Raw genomic sequence first — 12,222 nt, 5'->3', positions numbered from 1 at the left:
CTCGATACACTGTTGTTCCCAGAGTGGAATGAATACACGACAAAAATCATCGACATCGCAGAAGAGTTCAACTAGTTTATCCATGCCTGTTCCTAATAAGATCGTTTTTTTTCTTGGTCGAAAATTTTGATCTTGGAACAGGCACTTAGTTCCATTTTTTTATCCAGAGTTCAGGTTAATTAATCAGCTATATTTTTTTGAAGATGAGCTAATACTTTCGATGGTGTAATACTTTTGATATTCCCATCTTCCGCTTTTAAAGATATTTGTTCCTTGCCATAACCACCAATGAGTCCTGGATCTGTCGGACCAAACAACGTGATATTAGGGCGATCCAATGCGGCAGTGAGATGGCTCAGGCCAGTATCAACGGAAACAACCGCTTTTGCACCGGCCAACTCTTGGGCGACTTGTGCCAAAGTCAGCTTTGGTAATACTTCCACATGAGAGAAGTTTTCCGCCAGTCTCAGCGCACGTTGGTATTCATGTTCTGCGCCCCAAGGGAGCTTAATTTTCATACCCGTTGGCTGAATTTCAGCAATAAGTTGTCTCCAATGGCTTTCCGGCCAATGTTTTTCATCGCGAGTGGTGGCATGGAGAAAAACCAGATAATCGCCCTGATTTTCTAATTTCTGCTTTAAAAAGTGACTGGCAATCCCATAATCGCCCTGTGCCGCCGGTTTGGTATAACCCAGGCTGACAGCAAACAGTTTTCGAATGCGCTCTACGGCGTGCTGTTGCTTGCTGACCGCATGACAGCAATCATAAAAAAAACTCGCTAATGGCTCACGGATACTTTTGCGGTTGTAACCATGTTTAGGACCATAAGCGAGTCGGGTTACCAGAAATGCACTTTTTAATAACCCTTGAGCATCGATGATGGCATCATATTGATGTAATTTTAATTTTTCTTTGAATAAACGACGTTCTGCACGAATTTCTGGGCTAAACCAGTTTTTACGCCAGCGGCGAATAGCAACAGGAATAATTTGATCAACCGCACTATGCCAGCCGGGGATTTGAGCAAAACCTTCCTCTACTACCCAATCAAAACGGACGTCAGGTAAGTTTCTTTCTGCATCAGTCAGTGCAGGGAGCGAGTGGAGGACATCGCCCATAGAAGAAGTTTTGACCAATAAAACCCGCATTAACTCTGGTTCTCCGCTTGTAATAATTTTTCTAGAGAAGTGATAACTTGCTCTGGCTGAATATCAATCAGACTCTGGTGATAGCCATGTGCACTGTCACCTTTTCTGACTTTATGATAGCCAGTAATAAGACGGATAACTTCCGCTTTATCGGATAATGGTGGAGTAAAATCTGGGCTACTTGGGCCGTAAAGCGCAACCAAAGGGCGATTAAGTGCTGCGGCAACATGCATCAAGCCAGAATCGTTGGTCACAATGGCATCACAGGCCGCGATAATATTGACTGCCTGTTCAAGAGAGGTTTGTCCGGCAAGATTGATACAGTGTTCACAGGCTTCTTTAGTCAGTGAGTTGCGGATATCCTCTCCACCTTCGTGATCTTTGACAGAGCCAAAGAGCAGAATTTGATACCCCTTTTTAGTAATAAGCTGTTGAGCTAACGCGGCATAGTGATAATGCGGCCAGCGTTTCGCCGGGCCAAATTCTGCGCCGGGGCAAAAACCGATGATAGGCCGATGATCAGAAATATTGAATGCCGCGGTGGATTCAGCAATATCTTCGTCACTGACATCCAGTTGAGGCCAAAGTAATGGTTGAGGCAGCTCTGCCGCACTACTGGGTTTTGCATCGTAAGCCAATGCGGCATAGCGTTGAACCATTAATGGGAAGGCTTCTTTATTCAATGTACGAATATCATTGAGCAATCCATATCTCATTTCACCACGCCAGCCAGCACGCAGAGGAATATTGGCGAAGAAAGGCACCAAGGCAGATTTGAAAGAATTGGGTAGCACATAAGCGCGATGATATTTACGTTCACGCAGGGCGATCCCCAAACGGCGGCGTTCACCCAATGCCAGTGCGCCATGTCCTAATGGCATAGCTAATGCTTGATTGACCTCCGGCATTTTGTCCAGCAGTGGGCGGCACCAGGCTGGAGCCATCACATCAATTTCTGCATTAGGATGCAAAGCCTTTAACGTCCGGTAAAGGCTTTGCGACATCATCATGTCACCCACCCACGAGGGGCCGATTACCAATATTTTCATAGTGAGTAGATTACTTATCCTGATTGAGCCAATGCATATATTCCGTTACCCCTTCGGCAACGGTTTTGAATGGCTTATCATAACCCGCCGCGCGAAGTTTGGTCAGATCTGCTTGCGTGAAACGCTGATAACGACCTTTCAGATGTTCAGGGAAATCAATATGCTCAACAGTGAGAGATTTATCTTTATGGCATTCAACAACCGCATCTGCAACCGCCTGGAAAGATTCAGCACGACCCGTTCCACAGTTATAAATACCGGAAACGCCGTTTTTCCAGAACCAAAGATTAACCGCAGCGGCATCACCAACATAGATAAAATCACGTTGAAAGCCTTCACTGCCGGCGAATAGTTTTGGGTTTTGTCCCTGATTGATTTGATTATTCAAATGAAAGGCAACGCTAGCCATACTGCCTTTATGCCCTTCACGTGGTCCATACACATTGAAATAACGGAAACCACAAATTTGTGAATCAGCTTGAGGCAGGATCTCCCGGACATATTGGTCGAATAGAAATTTAGAGTAACCATAAATATTGAGCGGTTTCTCATATTGACGCTCTTCGATAAAATTATCAGTACGGCCGCCATAGGTTGCTGCTGAGGAGGCATACAGGAAAGGAGTGCCGCGTTCAAGGCAATAGTGCAGCAATTCTTTTGAATATTGATAGTTATTATCCATCATATATTTGCCATCCCACTCGGTTGTGGATGAGCAAGCGCCTTCATGGAAAATAGCGTCAATATCACCGAAATCATCACCGGCCAGAATACTGGCAATAAACTCTTCCTTGTCCATGTAATCAGCAATATCCAAGTCAGCCAGATTGATGAACTTAGTACCATCTTTCAGATTATCTACGACCAGAATATCTTTATATCCTTCGTCATTTAGTGCTTTGACAATATTGCTACCAATAAATCCAGCACCGCCAGTGACAATAATCATCCGACTTACCTCTACAATCGGGTTAATGAAGCAAATTGCTTCTATAATAACATCTAACATCCATGACGACAGCAGCTTAAGCAGGGGAATATACTGAAATATTATGGTTATTCAGGTTGCATGGCGTGACGGGTACAGCAAAGTTAATATTATCTGCCTGATAGAGTCGTCAGTTGCCTGATCAATGAGTAAAATGTGTAATGACCCTTCATTTATAAATCAGGAGAAAATAAATGTCAGCATCATTTTATCAGCAAATTAATGAACAATTAGAACAGGCCCATTCTGAAGGGTTATTTAAAAATGAACGTATCATCACTTCTGCACAAAATGCTGACATTGCTGTAGCCGATGGCAGCCACGTTATTAACTTCTGCGCAAATAACTACTTAGGTTTGGCTAATCACCCTGAGCTTATTGCCGCGGCTAAAGCGGGAATGGATAGCCACGGTTTTGGTATGGCGTCTGTTCGTTTTATTTGTGGAACTCAGGATACTCATAAAGAGCTGGAGAGAAAACTGGCAGAATTTTTGGGTATGGAAGATGCTATTCTTTATTCTTCTTGTTTTGATGCTAATGGTGGTTTATTTGAAACGCTATTTGGGCCGGAAGATGCCATTATCTCTGATGCGCTGAACCACGCTTCTATTATTGATGGTGTCCGTTTATGCAAAGCGAAGCGTTATCGCTATGCTAATAATGATATGCAGGAACTGAGAGCACAATTAGAGCAAGCGAAAGCAGATAATGCACGTCATATTGTGATTGCAACCGATGGTGTGTTCTCAATGGATGGTGTGATTGCTGATTTGAAGTCTATCTGTGATCTGGCTGATGAATTTGATGCAATGGTTATGGTGGATGACTCCCATGCTGTTGGTTTTGTTGGCGCTCATGGCCGTGGTACTCACGAATATTGTGACGTAATGGATCGTATTGACATCATTACCGGTACACTCGGTAAAGCGTTGGGTGGTGCCTCCGGTGGCTATACCGCAGCACGTAAAGAAGTCGTTGAGTGGCTGCGCCAGCGCTCACGCCCATATCTGTTCTCTAACTCACTGGCGCCAGCGATTGTCGCCGCATCCATTAAGGTGCTGGACATGCTAAAAGAGGGGGATGAATTACGTGAGCGTCTGTGGAAGAACGCTAACCTGTTCCGTGAAAAAATGACAGCAGCAGGTTTCACTTTAGCAGGGGCTGACCACGCGATCATTCCGGTCATGTTAGGTGATGCAAAATTGGCACAGGAATTTGCCGCAGAATTACTGAAAGAAGGCATTTATGTTACCGGTTTCTTCTATCCGGTAGTCCCTAAAAATCAGGCCCGTATCCGCACGCAAATGTCAGCAGCGCATACGGAAGAGCAAATTGAACGCGCAGTTGCGGCGTTCACGCGAATTGGTAAGCAATTGAACGTAATTGCATAAGGCATCTCTATGAAAGCATTGTCAAAGTTAAAAGCAGAAGAAGGCATCTGGATGACTGATGTGCCTGAGCCAGAGTTGGGGCACAATGATGTGATGATCAAAATCCGTAAAACGGCGATTTGTGGTACGGATGTACACATCTATAACTGGGATGACTGGTCGCAAAAAACCATTCCTGTACCGATGGTTGTCGGTCATGAGTATGTTGGTGAAGTCGTTGCTATTGGTCAGGAAGTAAAGGGTTTTAAAATTGGTGACCGAGTGTCTGGCGAAGGGCATATTACTTGTGGTTACTGCCGTAACTGTCGTGGCGGCCGCACTCACTTATGCCGTAATACCATTGGCGTAGGGGTAAACCGCCCCGGTTGTTTTGCTCAATATCTGGTTATTCCTGCATTTAATGCATTCAAAATCCCAGATAACATCTCTGATGAACTGGCTTCTATTTTTGACCCATTTGGCAATGCTGTTCACACCGCGCTTTCATTTGATCTGGTTGGTGAGGATGTGCTGGTTTCTGGTGCAGGCCCCATTGGTATTATGGCTGCGGCAGTCTGTAAACATGTTGGTGCGCGTCATGTTGTTATCACAGATGTTAACGAATATCGCCTTGAGCTGGCACGTAAAATGGGAGTCACCCGTGCGGTGAACGTCAGCAAGGAAAGTCTGACCGATGTCATGGCAGAATTGGGCATGACGGAAGGCTTTGATGTTGGCTTGGAAATGTCCGGCGCTCCGGCGGCGTTTCGTACTTTATTAAATACCATGAATCACGGCGGCCGTGTGGCGTTGTTGGGCATTCCTCCATCAGATATGGCAATTGATTGGAATCAGGTGATTTTCAAAGGCTTGTTTATCAAAGGTATTTATGGCCGTGAAATGTTTGAAACCTGGTACAAAATGGCGACATTGATTCAGTCTGGTTTGGATTTGACTCCCATTATCACTCACCGGTTCTCTATTGATGATTTCCAGAAAGGCTTTGACATCATGCGTTCAGGGCAGTCTGGTAAAGTTATTCTGAACTGGGATTAATCAGTAAAGTTACTACTAAGATTGACAGGCGCTTTTAGTTTTTGAGCGCCTGTTTAAGGCATTAGCAATATTGCAAGCTATTATCGAATAAATAGAAATAACAAGATAATTGGCTATTTCTTAAAATGAGCTTCTATTCTGTTTTATCCTGAGACTTATCTCCGGTCAGTTTCTGGATATATCGGCTCACCGTGTTCACAATAGGATTATCAACCAGAGTATCGCCAATAACGGCCAGATAATCTTGACTAGTAACTGTGACGGGTGATTCTTTTATTTCACACAGCTTGCCCCATTTATGGTGATTACCCCCAACAGGTTTGCCACTTAACAATATACTTGGTCTGACTAACTCAATATCTGCGGGAAGCGTTGGCAGCATCTGTTGTAATGCGCGAATGGTTGTTGAATGAGGATGGCCGATAGCAATAGCGGAACCATTTTTACGAGCAATGGAAATCGCGCGATTTAACTGATGGCGGGTTTCTGCTTCTGATTGCACATCATCCAGAAAAATATCACGGCGGATAACGCGAACAGGTGTGCCTTGCGCTGCCTTTGTTGTCTGAGTATTGCCAATCGTCACGCTGTCGAGAAAATAGAGGTTATAACCAGACAGTGAACGCATTACTTTCTGCATTCCCGGCAAGCTCGAAGTCATCGCGCTGCCCATATGGTTATTGATTCCTACAGCATAAGGGACTTTTTGTATTGCACGTTGGATGATATGGTCAATTTCTTCACTGCTCATGGTTGGCTGGAGAGTATCCGGTTCTAGCAGTTGCTTACTTAAAGGTGCCATTGGCAGGTGGATTAAGATTTCCCGTCCTTGTTTATATGCTTTTTCAGCCATTGCCCTGCCATGTGGTGAATCCGGCAAAATGGCGATAGAGATTGCAACAGGCATCTGCAATATTTTGTTTTCATTATGAGGACGGTAGCCAAAATCATCGATAACAATAGCCAGACGGGCAGCACTGGCTTGTAGGCTCAAAAGTAACAGGGCGGTAGTACCAATGAGTTTTGCGAACTTGCGTTGTCTCACCTGATTATCTCCCAAGCCACGGTTGTGGGTTTACCGCTCTTCCCTGACGGCGAATTTCAAAATAGAGTGCCGGTTGCTGCTGACCGCCACTGTTACCGACTAACGCAATAGGTTGTCCGGCACGAACTTGCTGACCGACACTGACCAGGGCACTCTGATTATAGCCATAGAGACTCATATCACCTTTACCGTGCTCTATAACGACAACCAGCCCATAGCCTTGCAACCAGTCAGCCAGCAGCACCCGGCCATCGGATATCGCTTTGACTTCAGTACCTTCTGTGGCCGAAATCACCATGCCTTTCCAGCGTAATTCGCCTTGCAGCGCTTCACCAAACTCATGTATCACCTTACCGTGGACAGGCCAGATTGCCTGACCGGCCGGACGGCCAAGGCCACCGGTACGCGCCATTAGTGCGCGCTCATCTTCAGTTGGCTTGTAGCTGGAACCTTTTTTCTGTGCTTGCTTCTGTTTCGCTGCAATCTGAGCACGGACCCGGGCAGCTTCTTTGGCTTCTCGTTCAGCACGTGCTTTCGCTTCCCGTTCTGCCTTAGCGATTTTATCTCGCAGACGGGTTTCATTTTGTTTTAGTTCAGCGAGATTTTTTTGGTCTTTCTTTAAGGAAGACTCCAGCTCAGTCAGGGTTTTCTGCCTGGCGTTGCGGGCTACTTCCATTTGTTGTTTCTGTTGTTGTTGCTCAGTCAGAACTTGCTTTTGCTCTTCCTGTTTCTGTTGCTCCAGTTTTTTTTGTTCAGTTAAATCAACGGCAGTTTGTTCAAGTTGCACAATGGTGTCCTGACGGGCTTGATTAAGGTAGCTATAATAAGCGAGTATACGCTCTCCTCTCTTACCCTCCTCTCCTCTGAACATGAGTTCAAGCCCTTGATGTTGCCCTTGACGAAATGCGGCATCCAGTTGGCGTGCCAGCATATCTCGTTGCGCTTTTTGTTGTTTTTCCAGTTTTTTGATATTGGAGACTAGAGCGGTAATCTCTTTATTCAGCTTACTGAGTTGAGTTTGAGTGTTGTGTAGGGATTGACCAATTTTGGAAATGGTATTTTCCTGATCTTTTAGCTGATTTAGCAAAGAACTCCGTTTTTGCTGCTGTTGTTGCACACTTTTCTCTTTCTCCGCGATGTCTTGTTGGAGATCTTTCAGTTGATTTTTATTGGCGATAATTTGATTTGCAAAGGTATTAAAGCTGAAAATAACAAATAGGAAAGCATAGAACAATGAGGCACAGATATTATTTCGCCATGAGTTCTGATTGCGCCGATAATTACGGCTATGTATTTCCTTGTTGTCAGCCATTTCTGTAAATATACCTTGCTACTGTATGCACTAGATTATTTCATGATGAACAAAGAGTTACCAGATGCTACGCTGATTTTTTACACTTTCAGATAATGCTGTCTTAACATCGAAATTGAATAATAATATACCCAATGGATTTCAAGATGCATCGCGACGGCAAGGGAGTGAATCCTCGGGAGCATAGCAAACTATGTGACCGGGGTGAGCGAGTGCAGCCAACAAAGAGGCAACTTGAAAGATAACGGGTATAAACATATTAGCCTACTTATCGTTGAAATGCCTGCATACATTTAGTGTGACAGGGCAGATGCTGGTCATGTACTTAATATGCTTCATTTTCAGGATATTTTTATTTTTTCTCGAAACTCTCCGCAAAATTTGCATTGAGCTTGTGCTATTTGGCTGTAATTGACGCAACACAAAGGTATACTCTGGAGCCTTAGATATTTGTTATTAACCAACGGGAGTTGTTGCCCCCATGCTGCAAGAAATCATGCAATTTATTAACCAGCATATGACCTTAAGCCTCATCTGGATTGCACTGCTGGTTGCCGTTATTGTGACTACAACGAGAGGTTTCTTCTCTAAAACCAAAGAGATAACTCGTGCTCAAGCTATTAATCTGATCAATAAAGAAGAAGCCATCGTCGTGGATTTACGTTCCCGTGAAGATTTCCGCAAAGGGCATATTATTGGTTCATTAAACCTGAATCCTTCTGAAATTAAAGACAACAATTTTGCTGAGTTGGAAAAACATAAAAAACAGCCTGTCATTGTTGTTTCTGCGAATGGCACTGAATCTCGTACTCCGGCAGAAAATCTTATCCATGCTGGTTTTGAACGCGTATGTTCCTTGAAAGAGGGCTTGGTTGGTTGGACAGGTGAAAACTTGCCGTTGGCGCGTGGTAAAAAGTAATCATTTTGGGCGTGAATGGCGACATTCACATAAAAAATCTAATAAGGACATCTAAAGGTAACAATTATTATGTCAGAACAAAGCAATACAGAAATGGCTTTCCAGATCCAACGTATCTACACCAAAGATATCTCTTTTGAAGCACCAAACGCACCGCAAGTGTTTCAGCAGGAATGGCAGCCGGAAGTAAAACTGGATCTGGATACCGCTTCCAGTGAGTTAGCTCAAGGGGTTTATGAAGTTGTTCTGCGTGTGACTGTAACGGCGACTTTGGGAGAAGAGGCGGCATTCCTGTGTGAAGTACAGCAAGGGGGTATTTTCTCTATTGACGGTATCGAAGGAACTCAGTTGGCTCACTGCTTGGGGGCATACTGTCCGAATATCCTGTTCCCATATGCTCGTGAATGCATCACTAGCTTAGTTAGCCGTGGTACCTTCCCACAACTGAATCTGGCTCCAGTAAATTTTGATGCCCTGTTCATGAACTACCTGCAACAGCAGGCAGAACAGTCTCAGGGTGGTGAACAAACTGAACAGGAAGCTTAATGAATAGTACTGTTTCTATGACAGTGATCGGTGCCGGCTCATACGGCACCTCATTAGCCATTACGCTGGCTCGTAATAGTCATAATGTTGTACTTTGGGGGCATAATCCAGAGCATATTGGGGCATTGCAACAGGCGCGTTGTAATCAGGAATTTCTGCCGGATGTTTCCTTTCCTGATAATTTATTGCTTGAAACAGACCTCATAAAAGCACTAACAGCGAGCCGCGATATTCTTGTTGTAGTACCTAGCCATGTGTTTGGTGAAGTGCTAAAGCAGGTAAAACCACATCTACGGCCTGATTCACGCATCGTCTGGGCAACTAAAGGCTTGGAAGCGGATACTGGTCGGTTATTACAGGATGTGGCCCGTGAGATATTAGGCAATGAAATACCGCTAGCGGTGCTCTCTGGGCCAACATTTGCTAAAGAGCTAGCGGCTGGTTTGCCCACTGCGATTGCTATTTCCGCGACGGAATCTGCTTTTGGCGATGAACTTCAGCAATTATTCCACTGTGGCAAAAGCTTCCGGGTTTATAAAAATCCTGATTTTATTGGAGTTCAACTCGGTGGTGCCGTAAAAAACGTAATTGCCATTGGTGCGGGAATATCTGATGGTATGGGTTTTGGTGCTAATGCTCGTACTGCCTTGATTACTCGTGGATTGGCGGAAATGAGTCGCCTTGGTACAGCGCTTGGGGCTGATCCTTCAACCTTTATGGGCATGGCGGGATTGGGCGATTTGGTCTTAACTTGTACTGATAACCAATCACGTAACCGTCGTTTTGGCATGATGTTGGGGCAGGGAATTAGTGTCGAAGAAGCCCAATATCAGATTGGACAGGTTGTTGAAGGTTACCGCAATACCAAAGAAGTACGTGCGTTGGCTAATCGTGCCAATGTAGAAATGCCGATTGCAGAACAAATCTATCAGATACTCTATTGCAATAAAAATGTGAAAGAAGCTGCTCAGGCATTATTAGGAAGAGCCAGAAAGGATGAGAGCGATGATGTGCGCTCTTGAATAAAAATCTAATGAGATAGGTTCTAAATGTGAGAGTAAAAAATATGTCGCTAGAGGAATTGGACGAAGTTTGGAAGAACATAAAAACAGAAGCGAGAGCGCTGGCTGAATGTGAACCGATGTTAGCCAGTTTTTTTCATGCAACGTTACTCAAACATGAAAATCTTGGTAGTGCCTTGAGTTATATGCTGGCTAATAAGCTGGCTACGCCAATTATGCCGGCTATTGCTGTTAGAGAGATCGTAGAAGAGGCTTATAGCTCAGATCAAAAGATGATTGTTTCTGCTGCTCGCGACATCATAGCAGTACGTTTACGTGATCCCGCTGTGGACAAATATTCAACTCCTCTGCTTTACCTCAAAGGGTTTCATGCTTTGCAGGCCTATCGTATTGCCCATTGGATATGGGGAGAAGGACGTAAAGCACTGGCTATTTATCTGCAAAACCAAATCTCGATGTCTTTTGGCGTTGATATTCATCCGGCAGCAAAGATTGGCTGTGGCATTATGCTTGACCATGCTACAGGCATTGTGATTGGTGAAACGGCGGTAGTGGAAAATGACGTATCTATCCTACAATCTGTCACCCTTGGTGGTACTGGTAAAACAGGGGGTGATCGTCATCCAAAAGTCAGGGAAGGGGTGATGATTGGAGCAGGTTCGAAAATACTGGGTAATATCGAAATTGGTCGTGGTGCCAAAATTGGCGCAGGTTCAGTTGTACTTCGTTCTGTTCCACCACATACAACAGCCGCTGGAGTGCCAGCCCGTATTGTCGGTAAACCTGAAAGCGAAAAGCCATCATTGGATATGAACCAACACTTTAATGGTATCAACCACGGTTTTGAATATGGTGATGGTATTTAATTTTTCCAAATATGGGTATGAATGATATTCATCATATTTTCACATATTAAATGTGAAAATATGATCTAGAATACTTAACTTATTAAATCTTATATAAATTATTTTTTTGCTACACCTATTATAATATAGTGCCAATGTTTAGGAACTATTTTATTTAGAACTTTATTATCTAACACCCCTAAAAATCTTCTTTGAGATTCACTCCTGCCAAATGTAGCAAGGAAGCCTAATGTTGTATAATTAACATTTGAAAATGCTGACAGATAATCTGTCATTTCATTGACGGTGACATAACCCCAGGCATTTCCCCACTTAATATAATTTCTTCTAAAAAATTTATGCAATGGCGATGCAACCAAATTTTCTGCAAACCAAAACTCACCACCCTCTTTTAATGAGTGAAAGATTTGATTAATAGCTTCTTTTTGTGCTGTTTTATTTGAATTATAGCCGATACTGCCTAATACTGATTTAAACATAACGATATCAAAATGGTTCTTATATTTAATATCCAATGCACTCAATTTTTTATATTGAATGTTATCTTCTATATTATAACGTTTATGTTTCTCCAGTGTCTTTGGTGTAGGGCCATTTAGATCGGTACATAGGACATTTGCACCATTTAATGCAGCCCACAACGATAACCCACCATTTTCACTGCCTATTTCTAGAGTATTAGCTGATTTTAATTCTAAGCTAGAATTATCTTGCCAATATTTTAAGGCATGGCTCCAATTGTATATGTCCCATTCTATGACATCTTGGAGAAATTCTTTTGAATTTTTTGCTTTCATAGAGTAACCAATATATATCAATGAAAATGAGTTGTCTTAATACTAACTTTATTGAATTATTATGATCTAAATAGTTTTAAAAAAACAGTAGATCATTTGAAGAA

General features: G+C 43.4%; 12 protein-coding genes. 6 read left to right on the top strand and 6 right to left on the bottom strand.

Features of this window, described 5'->3' with window-relative positions:
• Positions 1-179: 179 nt before the first annotated feature.
• From rfaC to rfaD, 3 genes are read right to left on the bottom strand one after another with little or no spacing between them, the layout of a single operon-like run.
• A complete protein-coding gene (gene rfaC / locus ACGF5R_RS13620; RefSeq protein WP_112877815.1) occupies positions 180-1,148 on the bottom strand; it encodes a lipopolysaccharide heptosyltransferase RfaC in 969 nt (322 codons plus the stop codon).
• On the bottom strand, positions 1,148-2,197 hold the full coding sequence (rfaF, locus tag ACGF5R_RS13615) for an ADP-heptose--LPS heptosyltransferase RfaF (protein ID WP_112877814.1): 1,050 nt from the start codon (positions 2,195-2,197) through the stop codon (positions 1,148-1,150). Before rfaF ends, rfaC begins: the two co-directional genes overlap by 1 nt.
• Before the next feature lie 10 nt (positions 2,198-2,207).
• Positions 2,208-3,146, bottom strand: coding sequence for an ADP-glyceromanno-heptose 6-epimerase (gene rfaD, locus ACGF5R_RS13610; protein ID WP_112877813.1), 939 nt, complete (start codon positions 3,144-3,146; stop codon positions 2,208-2,210).
• A gap of 233 nt (positions 3,147-3,379) precedes the next feature.
• On the opposite strand from rfaD, the gene kbl reads away from it, so the two are divergent.
• Together kbl and tdh are read left to right on the top strand one after the other, a co-directional pair.
• Positions 3,380-4,576 (top strand): glycine C-acetyltransferase, encoded by a 1,197-nt coding sequence (gene kbl, locus ACGF5R_RS13605; RefSeq protein ID WP_387691275.1) that lies wholly within the window; start codon positions 3,380-3,382, stop codon positions 4,574-4,576.
• A 9-nt stretch (positions 4,577-4,585) separates the two neighbouring features.
• Positions 4,586-5,611 (top strand): L-threonine 3-dehydrogenase, encoded by a 1,026-nt coding sequence (gene tdh, locus ACGF5R_RS13600; protein WP_262980311.1) that lies wholly within the window; start codon positions 4,586-4,588, stop codon positions 5,609-5,611.
• A 133-nt stretch (positions 5,612-5,744) separates the two neighbouring features.
• Here the strand turns inward: tdh and ACGF5R_RS13595 are convergent, their stop codons facing one another.
• Together ACGF5R_RS13595 and envC are read right to left on the bottom strand one after the other, a co-directional pair.
• A complete protein-coding gene (locus tag ACGF5R_RS13595; RefSeq protein ID WP_387691273.1) occupies positions 5,745-6,656 on the bottom strand; it encodes a divergent polysaccharide deacetylase family protein in 912 nt (303 codons plus the stop codon).
• Positions 6,657-6,660: 4 nt separating this feature from the next.
• Positions 6,661-7,968 (bottom strand): murein hydrolase activator EnvC, encoded by a 1,308-nt coding sequence (gene envC / locus ACGF5R_RS13590; protein WP_112877809.1) that lies wholly within the window; start codon positions 7,966-7,968, stop codon positions 6,661-6,663.
• 481 nt (positions 7,969-8,449) lie between these two features.
• Between envC and ACGF5R_RS13585 the strand changes: the two genes are divergently transcribed.
• From ACGF5R_RS13585 to cysE, 4 genes are all read left to right on the top strand, one after another.
• Positions 8,450-8,887, top strand: a complete 438-nt coding sequence (locus ACGF5R_RS13585) for a rhodanese-like domain-containing protein (protein ID WP_387691271.1) — start codon at positions 8,450-8,452, stop codon at positions 8,885-8,887.
• 69 nt (positions 8,888-8,956) lie between these two features.
• A complete protein-coding gene (secB, locus tag ACGF5R_RS13580) occupies positions 8,957-9,433 on the top strand; it encodes a protein-export chaperone SecB (RefSeq protein WP_112877807.1) in 477 nt (158 codons plus the stop codon).
• Positions 9,433-10,455, top strand: a complete 1,023-nt coding sequence (gene gpsA / locus ACGF5R_RS13575; protein ID WP_387691269.1) for an NAD(P)H-dependent glycerol-3-phosphate dehydrogenase — start codon at positions 9,433-9,435, stop codon at positions 10,453-10,455. The genes secB and gpsA overlap by 1 nt, the downstream gene beginning before the upstream one ends.
• Before the next feature lie 44 nt (positions 10,456-10,499).
• Positions 10,500-11,321, top strand: coding sequence for a serine O-acetyltransferase (gene cysE, locus ACGF5R_RS13570; RefSeq protein WP_112877805.1), 822 nt, complete (start codon positions 10,500-10,502; stop codon positions 11,319-11,321).
• A 98-nt stretch (positions 11,322-11,419) separates the two neighbouring features.
• Here cysE and ACGF5R_RS13565 read toward each other — a convergent pair whose 3' ends face one another.
• Positions 11,420-12,118, bottom strand: coding sequence for a class I SAM-dependent methyltransferase (locus ACGF5R_RS13565; protein ID WP_112877804.1), 699 nt, complete (start codon positions 12,116-12,118; stop codon positions 11,420-11,422).
• Positions 12,119-12,222: the final 104 nt, after the last annotated feature.

Origin of the sequence: Photorhabdus sp. RM71S, from assembly GCF_042879355.1 — a bacterium.
GTDB classification, from domain to species: Bacteria; Pseudomonadota; Gammaproteobacteria; order Enterobacterales; family Enterobacteriaceae; genus Photorhabdus; species Photorhabdus kayaii.
The sequence above is the reverse complement of the archived record's forward strand: the minus strand, read 5'-3'. Positions and strand labels throughout refer to the sequence as shown.

What these genes read in the sequence shown, in the direction of transcription:
- envC (WP_112877809.1), bottom strand. Translation starts at nt 7,968, where the DNA reads ATGGCTGACAACAAGGAAATACATAGCCGTAATTATCGGCGCAATCAG.
- rfaC (WP_112877815.1), bottom strand. Translation starts at nt 1,148, where the DNA reads ATGCGGGTTTTATTGGTCAAAACTTCTTCTATGGGCGATGTCCTCCAC.
- rfaD (WP_112877813.1), bottom strand. Translation starts at nt 3,146, where the DNA reads ATGATTATTGTCACTGGCGGTGCTGGATTTATTGGTAGCAATATTGTC.
- ACGF5R_RS13585 (WP_387691271.1), top strand. Translation starts at nt 8,450, where the DNA reads ATGCTGCAAGAAATCATGCAATTTATTAACCAGCATATGACCTTAAGC.
- kbl (WP_387691275.1), top strand. Translation starts at nt 3,380, where the DNA reads ATGTCAGCATCATTTTATCAGCAAATTAATGAACAATTAGAACAGGCC.
- tdh (WP_262980311.1), top strand. Translation starts at nt 4,586, where the DNA reads ATGAAAGCATTGTCAAAGTTAAAAGCAGAAGAAGGCATCTGGATGACT.
- ACGF5R_RS13565 (WP_112877804.1), bottom strand. Translation starts at nt 12,118, where the DNA reads ATGAAAGCAAAAAATTCAAAAGAATTTCTCCAAGATGTCATAGAATGG.
- rfaF (WP_112877814.1), bottom strand. Translation starts at nt 2,197, where the DNA reads ATGAAAATATTGGTAATCGGCCCCTCGTGGGTGGGTGACATGATGATG.
- cysE (WP_112877805.1), top strand. Translation starts at nt 10,500, where the DNA reads ATGTCGCTAGAGGAATTGGACGAAGTTTGGAAGAACATAAAAACAGAA.
- secB (WP_112877807.1), top strand. Translation starts at nt 8,957, where the DNA reads ATGTCAGAACAAAGCAATACAGAAATGGCTTTCCAGATCCAACGTATC.
- gpsA (WP_387691269.1), top strand. Translation starts at nt 9,433, where the DNA reads ATGAATAGTACTGTTTCTATGACAGTGATCGGTGCCGGCTCATACGGC.